The organism is Ureibacillus yapensis, assembly GCF_003515775.1.
Lineage (GTDB): Bacteria > Bacillota > Bacilli > Bacillales_A > Planococcaceae > Ureibacillus > Ureibacillus yapensis.
The window spans coordinates 234,911-250,145 of the sequence record NZ_QWEI01000002.1 but is presented as its reverse complement, the minus strand read 5'-3'; the positions used below and the strand labels follow the sequence as shown (position 1 = coordinate 250,145).

At 40.3% G+C, this 15,235-nt stretch carries 15 protein-coding genes; 14 read left to right on the top strand and 1 reads right to left on the bottom strand.

What is annotated here, in order from left to right; all coding sequences use genetic code 11:
- Nucleotides 1–143: 143 nt before the first annotated feature.
- The 5 genes from D1B33_RS05920 (at nucleotide 144) to D1B33_RS05900 (ending at nucleotide 4,833) form a co-directional block, all read left to right on the top strand.
- On the top strand, nucleotides 144–2,069 hold the full coding sequence (locus tag D1B33_RS05920; protein ID WP_118875450.1) for an FUSC family protein: 1,926 nt from the start codon (nucleotides 144–146) through the stop codon (nucleotides 2,067–2,069).
- 144 nt (nucleotides 2,070–2,213) lie between these two features.
- On the top strand, nucleotides 2,214–2,786 hold the full coding sequence (locus tag D1B33_RS05915) for a GNAT family N-acetyltransferase (RefSeq protein WP_118875449.1): 573 nt from the start codon (nucleotides 2,214–2,216) through the stop codon (nucleotides 2,784–2,786).
- An 18-nt stretch (nucleotides 2,787–2,804) separates the two neighbouring features.
- On the top strand, nucleotides 2,805–3,593 hold the full coding sequence (locus D1B33_RS05910; protein ID WP_118875448.1) for an ABC transporter ATP-binding protein: 789 nt from the start codon (nucleotides 2,805–2,807) through the stop codon (nucleotides 3,591–3,593).
- Nucleotides 3,594–3,670: 77 nt separating this feature from the next.
- A complete protein-coding gene (gene lepB, locus D1B33_RS05905) occupies nucleotides 3,671–4,219 on the top strand; it encodes a signal peptidase I (RefSeq protein WP_118875447.1) in 549 nt (182 codons plus the stop codon).
- Nucleotides 4,220–4,350: 131 nt separating this feature from the next.
- A complete protein-coding gene (locus tag D1B33_RS05900; RefSeq protein ID WP_118875446.1) occupies nucleotides 4,351–4,833 on the top strand; it encodes an SRPBCC family protein in 483 nt (160 codons plus the stop codon).
- Nucleotides 4,834–4,994: 161 nt separating this feature from the next.
- Here the strand turns inward: D1B33_RS05900 and guaC are convergent, their stop codons facing one another.
- A complete protein-coding gene (gene guaC / locus D1B33_RS05895; protein WP_118875445.1) occupies nucleotides 4,995–5,978 on the bottom strand; it encodes a GMP reductase in 984 nt (327 codons plus the stop codon).
- 192 nt (nucleotides 5,979–6,170) lie between these two features.
- On the opposite strand from guaC, the gene D1B33_RS05890 reads away from it, so the two are divergent.
- The 9 genes from D1B33_RS05890 (at nucleotide 6,171) to menB (ending at nucleotide 15,223) form a co-directional block, all read left to right on the top strand.
- A complete protein-coding gene (locus D1B33_RS05890) occupies nucleotides 6,171–6,404 on the top strand; it encodes a hypothetical protein (protein WP_118875444.1) in 234 nt (77 codons plus the stop codon).
- 117 nt (nucleotides 6,405–6,521) lie between these two features.
- Nucleotides 6,522–6,737 carry a hypothetical protein gene (locus D1B33_RS05885; RefSeq protein ID WP_118875443.1) on the top strand — a complete coding sequence of 72 codons (216 nt, stop codon included), beginning with the start codon at nucleotides 6,522–6,524 and terminating at the stop codon, nucleotides 6,735–6,737.
- Nucleotides 6,738–7,072: 335 nt separating this feature from the next.
- Nucleotides 7,073–9,115: a sigma 54-interacting transcriptional regulator gene (locus D1B33_RS05880; protein WP_118875442.1), complete on the top strand. Its 2,043-nt coding sequence runs from the start codon at nucleotides 7,073–7,075 to the stop codon at nucleotides 9,113–9,115.
- 13 nt (nucleotides 9,116–9,128) lie between these two features.
- Nucleotides 9,129–9,980 (top strand): 3-hydroxyacyl-CoA dehydrogenase, encoded by an 852-nt coding sequence (locus tag D1B33_RS05875; RefSeq protein ID WP_118875773.1) that lies wholly within the window; start codon nucleotides 9,129–9,131, stop codon nucleotides 9,978–9,980.
- Between the two features lie 4 nt (nucleotides 9,981–9,984).
- On the top strand, nucleotides 9,985–10,764 hold the full coding sequence (locus D1B33_RS05870) for an enoyl-CoA hydratase/isomerase family protein (protein ID WP_118875441.1): 780 nt from the start codon (nucleotides 9,985–9,987) through the stop codon (nucleotides 10,762–10,764).
- 11 nt (nucleotides 10,765–10,775) lie between these two features.
- Nucleotides 10,776–11,945, top strand: coding sequence for an acyl-CoA dehydrogenase family protein (locus D1B33_RS05865; protein WP_118875440.1), 1,170 nt, complete (start codon nucleotides 10,776–10,778; stop codon nucleotides 11,943–11,945).
- A 15-nt stretch (nucleotides 11,946–11,960) separates the two neighbouring features.
- Complete coding sequence (locus D1B33_RS05860; protein WP_118875439.1) at nucleotides 11,961–13,160, top strand: thiolase family protein; 1,200 nt, start codon at nucleotides 11,961–11,963, stop codon at nucleotides 13,158–13,160.
- A gap of 27 nt (nucleotides 13,161–13,187) precedes the next feature.
- Nucleotides 13,188–14,342 (top strand): acyl-CoA dehydrogenase family protein, encoded by a 1,155-nt coding sequence (locus D1B33_RS05855; RefSeq protein WP_199677364.1) that lies wholly within the window; start codon nucleotides 13,188–13,190, stop codon nucleotides 14,340–14,342.
- A 41-nt stretch (nucleotides 14,343–14,383) separates the two neighbouring features.
- The gene (gene menB, locus D1B33_RS05850; RefSeq protein ID WP_233549400.1) at nucleotides 14,384–15,223 is read left to right on the top strand and encodes a 1,4-dihydroxy-2-naphthoyl-CoA synthase; all 840 of its coding nucleotides are present in this window, start codon (nucleotides 14,384–14,386) and stop codon (nucleotides 15,221–15,223) included.
- Nucleotides 15,224–15,235 lie beyond the last annotated feature (12 nt).

The following is a 15,235-nucleotide window of genomic DNA, read 5'->3' as shown; positions in this document are numbered from 1 at the left end:
GCGATTTTTCTTTGTTTTATACCACACTAGCAAATAGTGGATTTAAAAAAGCAAAAATAGGGGAATCTATAATTACGATTAGACTGCGATGAAGTATTTCAGCCCCATATTTACAGGATTTTAAGAATTAAGGAGAGAACGAAATGGCCGCAACAACAAGTAAATCACCTTCTATTTTAAGACAGGCTTTAACCGTTAATAAAAAACCGTTTCCCTGGTTAAAAGCGTTTTTAGCTGGAGTTGCCGCAGGACTCCCCATAGCAATCGGATTGTTATTTGGAAGTTTGGAATATGGTCTGATTGCAGGGTTAGGCGGGTTTACATATCTTTATGTCTTTCCGATCCCATATGCTCAATTGGCAAAAAAATTAGCGTATTGTGTATTGGGTATTACGGCCTGTGTATTTTTAGGAACCGTCCTTGCACCGCATCCCGTTATAACTGCTATTATGATGGGGATCATTGGGGCAACCGGTATTTTCATTTTTGGGGCTTTTAATTTAATTGGACCATCCGCTGTTTTCTTTGTCTTGATATTTGCGATGGCAACAGGAATGCCGGTTGCACCGGAAGAAGCATTCGCCCGTGCAGGAACTGCATTTTTGGGTGGAGCATTTTCATGGATTTTGGCAATGAGTGGATGGCTGGTGAATCCGCATCGACCAGAAAAAAAAATGGTGAAAAGAACCTATACAGAATTGGCCGATTTTTTAGATGCGATTGGTACCGTGAGAGAAAATGATGTTCAGCACCAAGTGATGTCAACATTAAAAGATACAAGTAAAACGATTGCATCAGGATATATTCCTTGGAGAAAGAATGATGTATTTAATCGTTTACTTTTGTTGAATAATTATGCAAATAAAATCTTTTTATATGCCGTGGAGCAGCTTGCCGACCGCAAGAAATTAGTTCCCGCTGAAATGGGAGAATCTTTGCGAATAATCGCCAGCATTATTGACTCCAAAGACTTATATGATGAAGCATTGATAAATTTGCCTCATCCTGAAGAGATGAACGAGAAAATTGCTAAATTATTTATTGAGATTAATGGAGCAAAAGATTGTCTAAGCGAATCGGATCAAACATTTAATGATCATATTCATATTGAAAAAAGCTCGGCTAAAAGGATTATACTAAGTACCTTCGATAGAAATTCAATTATTCTAATCAACTCACTGCGCTTCGGATTTTTTGTGATGCTTGCAGCCCTTATAGCATACCACTTTGAATTGAACCGATCCTTCTGGGTGCCGCTTTCATGTGTTGCCGTTATGTCGGGTGCTACCATCGTTGCCACATTCCATCGGGCCATTCAGCGAAGTTTGGGCACCATCTTCGGTATATTAATTGCAAGTGTGATTCTTTCTTTTCATCCGACTGGATATTTAATCGCACTTCTCGTTTTCCTTTTAACTTTTATAACAGAACTATTTATCGTGAAAAATTACGGGTTAGCAGCACTTTTCTTTACACCTTCTGCGCTCATTATGGCAGAAGCCGGTTCCGGAGGCGAATATACTTTTGTCTACTTTGCATCCGCCCGATTGATTGACGTAATTATCGGGATTATCATTGGATTAATAGGTGTTTGGTTTGTTGGGCGTAAATCGGCATCAAGCAGAATCGCGCATTTAATTTCTAAGACAATCCGTTCACAGGCGCAAGTTTTTTATGTGTTGTTTTCGAATCAGGAAATATACCCTTATTATGGCAAGAATATTGAGTTCAATAAGATGGAAACCAATCTTCGAAATTTAAAAACAATGTTTGAGACGGCTGGCGGGGAAATTCCGAAAGATAAGAAAGCAATTGAATATTATTGGCCGATTGTATATGCCATAGAAGAACTGGGTTTCTTTTTGGAAGAATGCGCAAGGCTGAACAAACGTCCAATTTTGGAGGACGAAAAGTTGGCTCAATACTTGTTGATTTTTGAGGCGATGGCAAACGCTGCCGATCATTCAAAAAATGTAACGTTCAGACCAATTCCTGCAATTGAAGGATTCCAAAGAATTGACGATACAATAAAAGAACTGCAAAACAATTTACAAAAACGGCTCTATTGAAGGTATATATTAAGTTGCGTTGAAAGTATTCTTTCAACACAACTTTTTATTTTATCTATCAGTTTTAATCTAGAAGTATTAAAATAAAAGAAATAGTTTGAAAAGGAATGAAAGTCAAAATATTTACAGAAAAGGAAGTCATGTATGGGTGCTTTAGAAAACGAGCTTGTCAAACTACGACCGATGGAAAAAGAACAGGTAGAAGAAATCTATTTAGCAGCAAGGCATAACGATATTTGGACTTTTATGTCAATAGAAATACAAACACTTGAAGATGCACAGAAATATGTTGATAGCTGCTTAAAATTAAAAGACACAGGAACTGAAATGCCATTTGTCATCATTGATCAACAAACAAATGAAATCATTGGGGCAACAAAGCTAATGGATATACAGCAATCTCATAAAAGAGGGGAAATTGGCTTTACATGGTTAACCCCAAATTATTGGCGAACGGCGGTTAATACAAATTGCAAATATTTGCTGTTAACGTATTGTTTTGAAGTTTTGGGCTGGCAGCGTGTGCAGATTAAAACGGATCATGAAAATCACCGATCGCAAAAAGCCATCGAACGGATCGGGGCTAAAAAAGAAGGAATTCTTCGCAATCACATGATCCGGAAAAATGGAACAACGAGACATACTGTCATGTATAGTATTACTTCCGACGAGTGGCCGGAAACAAAAAAACACATGGAAGAGTTATTGAATAGATAAGGGAAGGGGAAATTGGGAATGATCAGGCTGCACAATGTTTCGGTTGCAAAAAATGGCAAGGACATTTTGAATAACATAAACTGGGAAGTGAAGAAGGGAGAACATTGGGCAATCTTAGGCTTGAACGGTTCTGGCAAAACGACGCTATTAAATCTATTAAACGGCTACCTTCATCCAATATCAGGTGAGGTGGAAGTGTTTGGAGAAGTCTTTGGCAATACCTATATTCCGGATTTGCGAAAAAAAATAGGGTTTGTCAGTTCCTCGCTTGAAGCCCAATTTCAAGCCTTCGAAAGTGTGCTGGGTATGGTGCTAAGCGGAAAGTTTGCTTCCATTGGGCTATGGGAAGAAGTAGAAAGAACAGATGTTGAACTTGCACAAAATAGGATGAAATTACTCCGTTGTGACCATCTGCAAGATGCTGAATTTGGTGTTCTATCTCAGGGAGAGCGCCAACGCGTATTGATTGCCAGAGCATTAATGGCGGAACCAAAGCTATTGATTCTGGATGAGCCCTGCAACGGTTTGGATTTGATTGCAAGAGAAGAGTTGTTAAAAACAATCGATCAATTGTCAAAAGAGAAAGAATGTCCAACGATGGTTTATGTAACTCATCATGTAGAGGAAATACTTCCATGTTTTACGCATACGCTATTATTAAAGAGCGGGGAAGCATTCGCCCAAGGGCATTCAGTCAGTCTTTTAAATGAAGAGACATTATCCCGCTTTTATGAGCGTCCTGTATCTGTTCGATTGGAGCAAAATCGTACACTAATTGCCCTCAAGGATCCTATTGAATTAAAATAAATATAACTTTCTAAAATATTTCGTTATAATAGAGAGACGGAACTATTTTTGCGATTTTAAAAAAAGGGGGATTTTTGATGACAGAAACAACCAAACCGAAGAGTGAATTTATGTCATGGCTCGTCGCCATTCTGTTTGGTATTGTCGTTTCATTTGTTTGCCGCGAGTTTTTATTTTCCCCTCTTGTTGTAAAAGGTGCTTCCATGATGCCTACATATGAGAGTAAGGATGTTATCATCGTTAGTAAAATAAGCGAAATCGACCGTTTTGACCAAATCGTCTTTGAGGCGCCATACGAAGAAGAATATTATATTAAACGTGTCATCGGATTGCCGGGCGATTCGGTTGAAATGCAAGAAGATACGTTGATCATAAATGGAGAAAAGTTTGAAGAACCATACGTGAATCGGGAAATTGACAATCCGCTGCAAAAACGGGTAACACAGAACTTTACTCTGGAAGAAATTACAAGCTATCAAACTGTACCGGAAGGATATTTGTTTGTTTTGGGAGATAATCGATTAAGAAGCTCGGACAGCCGTCATTTTGGGCTGATACCCGTTGATTCTGTATTGGGTGAATCCAAAATTCGAATCTATCCATTAGCCAATTTTACGTTATTTTAATAAATTGAAGAGTGAGGCCGCCGAATTGGATGGTCTCATTTTTCTTTTTGGTCACTCTCTTTGATATTGCTTGGTGTTGTTGATAGTATAATGAAGAATAAAGTGTTTCATTTCATAAGGAGGGTTTTTGGGTGCTGGCAAAAATAGATAAAATCGATGCAGGCTATACGGCAGAGTTTGAACGACCATTCGGGACATCAAAAGAAAAACTATGGAGCTTTTTAATTAGCAATGAAAATTTTAAATTTTGGATGGATCACTTGGAAATTACAGATTTAAGCAAAGGCGGAAACATCAATTTTCATTATAACGATGGATCGGAAAAATTGGAGAAAATGACAATTATCGATTATCAAGAGGGACAAGTTCTTGAATTTGAATGGGGAGAAGGGGCTGTCAGGTTTGAAGTCCACGAGAATGAAGGTGGTTCAAAACTGATCCTAAAAGAATCTCTTGCCAAGATCACAGACCATACTGCAAAAGATTTGGCGGGGTGGCATGTTTGTTTAATTCGTTTTAGCAAGGCACTAAATGGCGAAGACAATCCTATTCCGGAAGAAGAGTGGGAAAAATGGTATGCAGAATATAAGCTGCTGGTGGAAAATTCGATTTAGGAAAAAAGGAGCTCAAATATGAGCTCCTTGCCTTGAATAATGTCTAGCTGCAACGCCCAGCCCCTCGAGGTCGCTTCAGTCCCTCGGTCGAAAGCTGAAAAGATGCTTTCGATTCGGGCCTTCCAGCGCTTGTCGGGGCTAAACGGGGCGCTTCCGCTTTTCTAATAAACTTTATCGCCATTGAAAATGGAGTTTTTCACGATTACATAGTCGACAGTGCGAATGGCATCCAGTTTGTTGCCGCCCGCATACGAGATGGAAGATTGCAGATCTTGTTCCATTTCTATCAACGTATCCTTCAGGCTTCCTTTATACTCGACATACATTTTTTTGCCTTCGACGTTTTTCTTTTCGCCTTTTTGGAATTCGGAAGCCGAACCAAAATATTCTTTGAACAATTTCCCATCTTTTTCAACTGTTTGGCCCGGTGACTCTTCATGACCAGCAAATAATGAGCCAATCATCACCATTGAAGCCCCAAAACGTACAGACTTGGCAATATCGCCATGCGTACGAATACCGCCATCCGCAATAATCGGCTTAGTGGCGGCTTTTGCACACCAACGAAGTGCTGCTAATTGCCAACCGCCGGTACCAAAGCCTGTTTTAATCTTCGTAATGCAAACTTTACCAGGACCGATCCCAACTTTTGTCGCATCGGCTCCAGCGTTTTCAAGCTCGCGGACAGCTTCAGGAGTGCCCACATTTCCTGCAATAACAAAGCTTTCTGGTAAATGTGATTTAATATGTTTAACCATGGCAATCACGGCATTTGAATGACCATGGGCAATATCGATCGTGATAAATTCCGGAATAAGCTTCTCATTCGCAAGTTGTTCAATGAATTCATATTCTTCAGGTTTTACGCCAACAGAAATCGATGCAATTAATTGGCGGGAATGCATATCTTTAATAAAGTCTGCACGAGTTTCCGGATTGAATCGGTGCATAATATAAAAGTAGCCGTTTTCCGCCAATTTAATGGCAACGGTTTCATCGATAATCGTCTGCATATTCGCAGGAACTACAGGCAACTTGAATGTGTGGCCGCCAAGCACAACAGAAGTATCGCATTCAGAACGGCTATTGACGATACATTTATTAGGAATCAGCTGAATATCTTCATAATCAAATACGTTATCCATAAAGGAACACCTCAAAATCACGAATATTTTTTTAAAATTGAACATAATTGTTCGTCCTTTGGTAATTTACCCTATTTTGAAGATAAAGTCAAAGCATTTCTTGAAAATAACTCCATTTTAGCATTGGAAATAAAATTTATTGGCATAAAGTAAGGCTTTTGCTGACATATTAACAGCAAAGGAGATGAGAAGATGCCGAGAGATAACGATACTCAACACGTTGAAGCGACACCGCATTTTGATGGTCGCAGGGAAAGCATCATTAATGATCCAACTGCATCGGCAAGTTCTAAAGCCGGTATTTTTATCGAAGCGAAACCAAGCGTGGAATTTGGAGCGGAAAAAAATCCATATAACTATACACCCAAGGAAGACCCGGAAATGCAGCGATTTGAGAAATTGATGAGGGGAACCAAAAAAGAGTAAGCGGCAATCTCGTTCACCTATTGAACGGGATTGCTTTTTTCGGTTGCTTTATATATGACAAGTGCATAGCAAGCTAGCCTTTTTCCTCATACAGTAGAAGAAGGAGGGTGCTAATCGATGCTTGATAAAATCAAACTTTTAATTGGTCAGCCGATTGGCGTGGCGCTTAAAAACGGACTTAGTGTCTCTGGGGTATTGTGTAAGGCAGATGAGGATGAAATCTGTTTAATGGAATATTTGTTTCAAGCAAGGTTTATCCAAAAATATTACACTTATGAACAAATCCAAGGGATTTATATATTTCCAAGCAGCGAGAAGGAATTGCTAAATTAATATTATTAACTTGTTGGGTAACTGGAAAAAGAGTTGCCCAATTTTTTATGGAAATTAAATTATTTTACAAATACACTTTTACTGAATTCTAACCTTTATATAAGAGTTGGAATCAGAATCTATGAAAAGGTGTTGCAAAGAAACAACACTTATTATTTTTCATCTAAAATTTCTTGTCCAAATTACTCGTTTTAAGATAAAGAAAGCATAAATAAGAATAATTGATACATAGAATACTTTGTGATACTGTAGGGAAAACAGAGTGAACCAAATATATACAACATTTCAAATAGTTCCAAGTGTTGCATCTGAACAACAGTGAAGGGAGGATCAATATGAATCATTTATTGCAGTATCAAAAAGTAGGCATTTATGAATCACCCAATTATTCATTGCCCACGCTGATTAACGACTTTGTCAAAAACGATTATGACTATGGGCTGATCATGGATCGGTTTGAAAATATCATCGGCTTTTTTACCAACAAGCAATTATTGCATTATTGTCATCACGTTGGATTTGAACATATAGAAGATATTGAATCGCTCTCTTCTTTTATAAAAAAGTTAAATAAAAATTTTAAGTTTATTCTTGAAGATGAAACAGACAAGCTTTCAGTCATGAATGAAAGCGATCTCTATATTGTTAAAAGGGACAGTAAAATAGTTGGCGTAATTGATCAGGAAGGGATTTTAAATGCTGTTTCTAAAAAGCAGCAATACGAATTGCATCATTTTAAAACCATGTTTAATGCAGTACCAAGCGGTATAATTGCCGTCAATATTGAAGGAATCATCACGATGATCAACCCGGCTGCAGAAAGACTGGCCGGTGTGCGAAAAGAAAAAGCATTGGGACAATTTATTACCGATGTTGTTCCGCCGGATGGCTTATTGCGCGTATTGCAAACGGGTCAGGGACATGTAGAAAAGTATAAAGTTAGAAAATGGTGGTATGTCTCCTATCGCGAACCGATTTATGACGGTAAACGACTTGTAGGAGCAGTCGGGGTTTTTACCGATATTTCCAAAATGGAAATGCTATCGACTGAATTAGAGACCGTAAAACATTTAGTAAAAGAAAATGAAGTATTGATGGAACATAGCAACCATGGCATCGCGATCATCGATGTACAAGGTAATATCATTCGCCAAAACCGTCAATTTCACCAATTATATCTTTCGATTATCAATGACATGAAACAAAGAATGCAGTTATTTCAAGCGATTCAAGATGTTTTTCAAAATCAGTATTCATGGCATGAAATAGAAATAAAGACGGGGAAAGGGAAATTTTATAGATTTCAATTTACATCCATCAAAGAAGAAGGCTCCTTAAAGAGCATAATTGCCAGGTCGATTGAAATTACGAAGGAAAAAGAACAAGAAGCTATCACTCAACAAATACTTGAAACACATAAATGCCTCTTTGAAAACACTTGCAAATCCCCGTTTATAGCTGAAAGTGAAGAAATGAAAGAACTGGCAAAAAAAATCGAAAAGATTGCCAAGGTTAGTGCCCCAGTGCTGATTAAAGGAGAAATGGGCACAGGCCGTTCAGCGGCAGCAAAACAGATTGTGTTTGAAAGTGAACGCAAGGATGCTCCATTGATTGAAATCGATTGTTTTGGAAAAAGCCACATGGAGTTACGTCGAATGTTCTACAAGCAAGGCAACCTTTCACAGCATCTTTTCCAAGCTGCTTCTGGGGGAACTTTGTATTTTAAAAATATAGATTATTTACCACTGGATCTGCAAGAACAATTAGCTAATCTGCTCTTTGAACAGGCCCGGACAAAATCCCAGCACAAAAATGTAAGTGACGTGCGATTAATGGCCTCAATAAGCAAGGAACTCTCATTTGAAGGACCAAATGCTTTTAGTGAAAGGCTCTATTATCTATTAAATGCAATTATCCTTCATATACCGCTTTTGGAAGGGCGTTCTTTCGATGTAGGAATTATTATAGGATATTTTATTGAAAAGCTGAAAGAAAAATATCATTGCAAGATTACGATTACTGAGAATGCCTTAGAGTTTTTGACAAGTCGTAAATGGAATAGAAACCTTCAGGAAATCCATGAAATACTAGAACAGTATATTGTGAACTTTCCTCAAAATATTATCGACGAAGATCAGTTGGTTTTATTTCTTTCAAACGGTAAGACGGCCTTAAAAAAACTAGTGAACGTAAATAGAGTCATCCCATTAAAGCAAGCGGTAGTAGAGGTGGAAAAAGAACTCATCGAATTGGTAAGCAGCCAAGATATATCCTATCGAAAAATGGCCAAAATTTTGGAAGTGAATCCGTCAACAATTATCAGAAAAGTGAGAAATATGATTGACTCGGAAAAAGAAATTCAATACCAAGAAGATTAGGGGTGCAACGATGATTCAAAATATTACAGTGATTGGTGCAGGAATTATGGGAGGCGGCATTGCCTATACAAGTGCACTGAACAATTTCCGTGTAGTGCTTCATGATATCTCGGAAGATCGTCTTGAAAAGTCAAAAAGCGAGATTGAAAGACTTGCAAATAACAGTGAGAAACGGGGATTTATAACAATTGAACAAAAGCATCATCTGTTGGAAAATATTCGTTTCGAAATTTCCCTGGAAAAAGCAGTAGCGCAAGCGCAGTTGGTGATTGAAGCAATTATTGAAAAGATGAATCTAAAAATTGAACTCTTTAAAAAACTTGACTCCTTATGCAGCGATGAAACGATCTTGGCAACCAATACCTCCTCCTTAAGCCCGACAGAAATAGGCTCTCAGACATCTAGACCTGAAAAAGTAGCAGCAATGCATTTTTTTAATCCAGTCCATAAAATGAAACTCGTCGAAATCATCCGTGGTCTCGAAACATCCGATGAAACCATAGAAATTATAAAAACTGTATCCGAACAATTAGGCAAAGAGTCAGTAGAAGTGAATGAATTCCCTGGATTTGTGACTTCACGCATGAATGTCCTAATCGGAAACGAAGCGATGAATATGTTGATGGAAGGCGTTGCCTCAGCCGAGGATATCGATAAAGCAATAAAACTTGGGCTAAATCATCCAATGGGGCCATTGGAAATGGGAGATTTAGTTGGATTAGATACACGGCTTAGTACACTGGAATATTTGCACAAAACATTAGGGGAGAAATATCGTCCCAGTCCTCTATTGGTGAAGTATGTAAAAGCTGGTCGCCTCGGAAGAAAAAGCGGCAGAGGGATTTATGACTATCAGGGAGAGTGATGGAATGATGGATTTTGAAAATATCTCTTTAGTGATCAAAGATTCAATCGCTTATTTGACGTTGAACCGACCGGAAGTACGGAATGCGTTGTCTCCCGCCATGCTAAAGGACATTGAAGATGGCTTTGAACGCCTGGAACAACATCCCGAAGTACGGATTATCATCCTTCAGGGAGCTGGAGGTAAAGCGTTCGCATCAGGCGCCGATATTCGAGCATTGCATGACCGGCCAATGCTCGAAGCACTTCAGCCTGGGATGCAGGGACTTTATTCAAAGATAGAACAATGTTCAAAAGTAACAATTGCCATTGTGAATGGCTACGCTTTGGGCGGAGGCTGCGAATTGGCAATGGCCTGTGATTTAAGAATTGCAACAGACAAAGCGAAATTTGGATTACCTGAACTTAATTTAGGTATTTTACCCGGTGCTGGAGGCACGCAACGTTTATCAAGATTAGTTGGAAAAGGCAGAGCGATGGATTTGATTTTAACAGGAAAAATCATCGATGGAATAGAGGCGGAACGAATCGGGTTAGCCAACTATTATTCCCTTGAAGACAATTTGGAGGAAACGATTCAAAGCATTGCGTCTGCTTTATTGAAAAAAGCACCCATTGCAACTCAATTAGTCAAGCAGGCAATTCATAAAGGCTTTGACATTGACCAAAATACTGCCCAATGGATTGAAAAATTGTCATCAACAATTTTATTTGGAACAGCAGATCAAAAAGAGGGTACACAAGCTTTTCTAGAAAAAAGAGACGCTCAATTCTTAAACAAATAGGAGGAGTTTGCATGAATTTTCAATTTACCGAGGAACTTGAATCCTTAAGGGAAATCGTCAACAAATTTGTGAAGGATGAAGTCGAGCCATTGGCAAACAAAATAGAAGAGGACAATGCCATTCCGCCTCACCTTCTTGAAATGTCAAAAGAGCTGGGTTTATTTGGCTTAAGCATCCCGGAACAATATGGTGGGCTGGGTTTGGATATGGTGAGTAAATGCGCCATTCTGGAGGAACTGGCGAAAACGCACAATGGTTTTACAACAATCATCTCCTGCCACGTCGGCATTGGCTCCGTGGGTATAGTGGAGTTCGGAACAGAAGAACAAAAGACAAAATACTTGCCGAAAATGGCAACTGGCGAGTGGATTGGCGCTTTTGCCTTAACGGAACCGGATGCGGGTTCGAATGCTGCAAACCTAAAAACAACTGCAGTGCGCCAAGGCGATAAATTTATCCTGAATGGCATGAAGCATTATATTACAAATGCTCATGATGCGGACATCTTTACAGTAATGGCCGTGACTGACCCGGAAAAAGGGGCGAAAGGCATTACTTCATTCATTGTAGAGAAAGGTTTTCCCGGCTTTGAAATAGGCGCACCTGAAAAGAAATTAGGTTTGCGCGGTTCCAATACGGCAGAACTTTATTTCGACAATGTGGAAATTCCTGTTGAAAATGTATTGGGAACAGAAGGAGAAGGTTATATAAACGCTCTCAAAATCTTGGCAAATGGACGTGCCGGCATGGCAGCAAGGTGCCTGGGGTCTTCCGAGCGTTTACTGGAACATTCCATGCAACACGCTTTGGAACGAAAGCAGTTTGATCAATCGATTTATAATTTCCAAGTAATTCAGCACATGCTTGCGGACATGGCATTGCAAATCGAGGCTTTGCGATCCTTTACTTACCGCGTTGCATGGATGGTCGATCAAGGGGAGCGCGTCGTTAAAGAAGCAGCCATGGTGAAATTGTTCGGCTCGGAAGTCTATAACAAAGTGGCAGATACGGCCATCCAAATCCATGGGGGACTTGGCTATATGAAAGATTATCCAATTGAAAGATATTACAGGGATGCACGCATTACCCGAATTTATGAAGGTACTTCCGAAATTCAACGCAATATTATCGCTTCGGAATTAAAGAGAGAATATAAAACATTTGATCAACAGTTTGCATAAAAGAGGTGTAGTTAAATGAGAGAAGAAGTTTATATCGTCGAAGGTGTGCGAACGGCCATCGGAAAAATCGGCGGGGCATTGAAAGACATAATGGCAGATCAATTAGCTGAACATGTCATCACCGGTTTGCTGGGCAGGACGGAAGAATCGGTTGAAGTGGATGAAGTGATTCTTGGACAGTCAAGACAAAGCGGCGATGCGGCCAATATTGCAAGAGTTGCAAGTTTGCGCGCAAAATTGCCTGTTGAAGTAACGGCTTATACGGTGCACCGCCAATGTGGTTCGGGCTTGCAGGCAATCAACAATGCGGCACAGCAGATTGCTTTGGGCATTAATGATGTCATTATTGCCGGCGGTACAGAAAGCATGAGCAATGCACCGTTCTACTTGCGGAATGCACGCTATGGGCTGGGTGTCGGCAATAATACCCTTTATGATTCGAATACGGAAAGCCAGGTAAATTCACAGCCGGTTGATCAGTACGGAGTTTTAACCATGGGCTATACTGCAGAAAATCTGGCTGAAAAATACAAGATTTCCCGCGAAGCTCAGGATGAATTTGCATTAAGAAGCCAGGAATTAGCGTCAAAGGCAATTTCGGAAGGCTATTTCAATCAAGAAATACTTCCTTATGAGATTAAAACCAGAAAAGCTGCTGTTCAGATTGCAACCGATGAGCATCCGCGTTCAACTTCCCTGGAATTATTGGCAAAATTGAAACCTGTCTTCAAAGAGGGAGGAACGGTGACAGCCGGCAATTCAAGCGGGCGAAATGATGGCGCTTCCGCCTTGCTGCTAATGTCAGGGGAAAAGCTGCAGCAGTATGGTTTAACGCCAAAAGTAAAAATCATCGCGCAGGCCGTTTCAGGAGTGTCACCGGAAATTATGGGAATCGGTCCTGTTAAATCAACTGAAAAAGCTTTAAAGGTGGCAGGGCTTTCATTGAATGAGATTGACTTAATCGAATTAAATGAAGCTTTTGCAGCACAAAGCCTGGCGGTCATTCAAGAGTTGAACCTGGATTTGGAAAAAGTCAATGTAAATGGGGGAGCCATTGCCCTTGGTCATCCAATCGGAGCAACCGGTGCAATATTAATGACCAAGTTGATGAACGAACTAATAAGAAGAAATGGCAAATACGGCTTAGTCACGTTATGTATTGGCGGTGGACAAGGGATTACCACAATTGTGGAAAACTGCCGGTATGTTTCGTGAACATTGCACTAGAGGGGGAGGAAGCAAATGTTGAATTTTGAGTTTACCGAGGAACAACAGGAGTTTCGTAAAATCTTAAGTGATTTTTCGAAAGAGGAGTTACTCCCGAACTACACCAAATGGGATCGCGAAGGACTCACGCCGAAACACTTGTGGAAGAAGCTTGGCGAATTGGGCGTGAACGGATTGAGAATTCCCGAAGAATATGGCGGGAGCGGCGCGGATTGTATAACAACGGGTATTGCAGCAGAAGAAATAGGGCGGGGTGATTTTAACCTAACTTATGCAGTCATGTTAAATGCCTTGATTGGAGAAATACTTTCAAAACATGCAAGCGATGAAATAAAGCAACTATGGCTGCCGCAAATTGCAAGCGGCAACAAAATCGTGGGAATTGCCATCACGGAGCCCTCTGCCGGGACGGATGCGGGTGGAATTCAGTCAACGGCAAGGTTGGACGGTGATGTTTATGTTTTAAATGGAGAAAAGTCCGGCATTAGTGTAGCAACATGCGGCGACGCCTTCATTATTTTCGCTAAAACCTCACCGGACCTTGGCAATAGAGGAATTAGTGCATTCTTGGTACCTGCAGATTTAGATGGCCTGGAAGTAAAAGGCTATGAAGATATGGGGAATATTCCGGTTGGCCGAGGTTCGATTTATATGCATGATGTAAAAGTTCCGGTCTCTAATAGAATCGGTCTAGAGAATAATGGATTTTATCAAGTCATGAACGGATTTGACCTTAGCCGGTTATTAATTGGACTGCAATGTATCGGTGCAGCAATGCAAAGTTTGGATGAAACCATCGAGCATGTCAAAATTCGCGAATCATTCGGGAAGCCCTTGGCGAAATACCAGGCCGTTTCATTCCCAATTGTAACGCATTATACACAATTGGAATTGGTGAAATGGCAGGCTTATCGGGGGCTTTGGCTTCGTGATCAGGGACTCAAGCATTCCAGGGAATCATCAAGCGTAAAATGGCTGGGACCAAAATATAGCGCCGATGCCATTCATGAATGTTTGTTGCTTAATGGCCATTATGCCTATACAAAAGAGATGCCTTTGGAACAAAGATTGCGTGATGTAATTGGGCTGGAAATAGGGGATGGCACGGCACAAGCAAATCAAATGGTCATCGCAAAGGACCTTATAGGAAAAGAGTTCCGTACAGTTTAATAAGTATTCCAACAAATTATGCTTTTTAAGGAGGATTTAAAATGAGTATGATCAATAACTTGGCAGCCAAGCAAGAAGTGTCGGAACTGCAGGATATTCTTTACGAAAAAAATGAAGGGGCAGCGACGATTACAATCAACCGCCCAAAATCATTGAATGCCTTTCGAGGGCGTACCATTCGGGAACTAATTTGGGCATTTCGCGATGCATGGGATGATAACAGAATCGGTGTAGTCATCTTGACAGGAGCAGGTGAAAGAGCATTTTGCGTTGGAGGAGACCAAAAAGAAAAAGGCGACGAAGGAGGCTATGACGACAATGGCGGCTTAGGGGGAGGAATAGGGCTGGAAATTGAAAACCTTCACCAAATTATCCGCAATATCCCAAAACCGGTCATTGCATCCGTTAATGGCTATGCAATCGGAGGCGGCCATGTATTGCATGTTGTGTGCGATTTAACGATTGCTGCCGATACTGCAAAATTCGGACAAAGCGGCCCGAAGGTGGGCAGCTACGATGCAGGATTTGGTTCAGCCTATTTGGCAAGAATCGTGGGTGAGAAAAAAGCAAGGGAAATATGGTATTTATGCGAGCAATACACAGCGCATGAATGTAAAGAAATGGGCTTGGTCAATAAAGTGGTACCGGCGAGCGAATTGCGGCAAGCTACCCAGGAATGGGCGGAAAAAATTCTGCAAAAAAGTCCGACTGCATTGAGAATGTTGAAGGCTTCCTTTAATGCCGATTCGGCTAATATTCAAGGAATATCTCAGTTGGCAATGGGCAGTTTGGCAATGTTCTATAATACGCCTGAGTCAAATGAAGGAAAAGAGGCATTTTTGGAAAAACGTCCAGTAGATTTCAATAAATTCCGTGTATAAACGAGGAGGAAT

What these genes read in the sequence shown, in the direction of transcription:
- D1B33_RS05920 (WP_118875450.1), top strand. Translation starts at nt 144, where the DNA reads ATGGCCGCAACAACAAGTAAATCACCTTCTATTTTAAGACAGGCTTTA.
- D1B33_RS05915 (WP_118875449.1), top strand. Translation starts at nt 2,214, where the DNA reads ATGGGTGCTTTAGAAAACGAGCTTGTCAAACTACGACCGATGGAAAAA.
- D1B33_RS05910 (WP_118875448.1), top strand. Translation starts at nt 2,805, where the DNA reads ATGATCAGGCTGCACAATGTTTCGGTTGCAAAAAATGGCAAGGACATT.
- lepB (WP_118875447.1), top strand. Translation starts at nt 3,671, where the DNA reads ATGACAGAAACAACCAAACCGAAGAGTGAATTTATGTCATGGCTCGTC.
- guaC (WP_118875445.1), bottom strand. Translation starts at nt 5,978, where the DNA reads ATGGATAACGTATTTGATTATGAAGATATTCAGCTGATTCCTAATAAA.
- D1B33_RS05890 (WP_118875444.1), top strand. Translation starts at nt 6,171, where the DNA reads ATGCCGAGAGATAACGATACTCAACACGTTGAAGCGACACCGCATTTT.
- D1B33_RS05885 (WP_118875443.1), top strand. Translation starts at nt 6,522, where the DNA reads ATGCTTGATAAAATCAAACTTTTAATTGGTCAGCCGATTGGCGTGGCG.
- D1B33_RS05880 (WP_118875442.1), top strand. Translation starts at nt 7,073, where the DNA reads ATGAATCATTTATTGCAGTATCAAAAAGTAGGCATTTATGAATCACCC.
- D1B33_RS05870 (WP_118875441.1), top strand. Translation starts at nt 9,985, where the DNA reads ATGATGGATTTTGAAAATATCTCTTTAGTGATCAAAGATTCAATCGCT.
- D1B33_RS05865 (WP_118875440.1), top strand. Translation starts at nt 10,776, where the DNA reads ATGAATTTTCAATTTACCGAGGAACTTGAATCCTTAAGGGAAATCGTC.
- D1B33_RS05860 (WP_118875439.1), top strand. Translation starts at nt 11,961, where the DNA reads ATGAGAGAAGAAGTTTATATCGTCGAAGGTGTGCGAACGGCCATCGGA.
- D1B33_RS05855 (WP_199677364.1), top strand. Translation starts at nt 13,188, where the DNA reads ATGTTGAATTTTGAGTTTACCGAGGAACAACAGGAGTTTCGTAAAATC.
- menB (WP_233549400.1), top strand. Translation starts at nt 14,384, where the DNA reads ATGAGTATGATCAATAACTTGGCAGCCAAGCAAGAAGTGTCGGAACTG.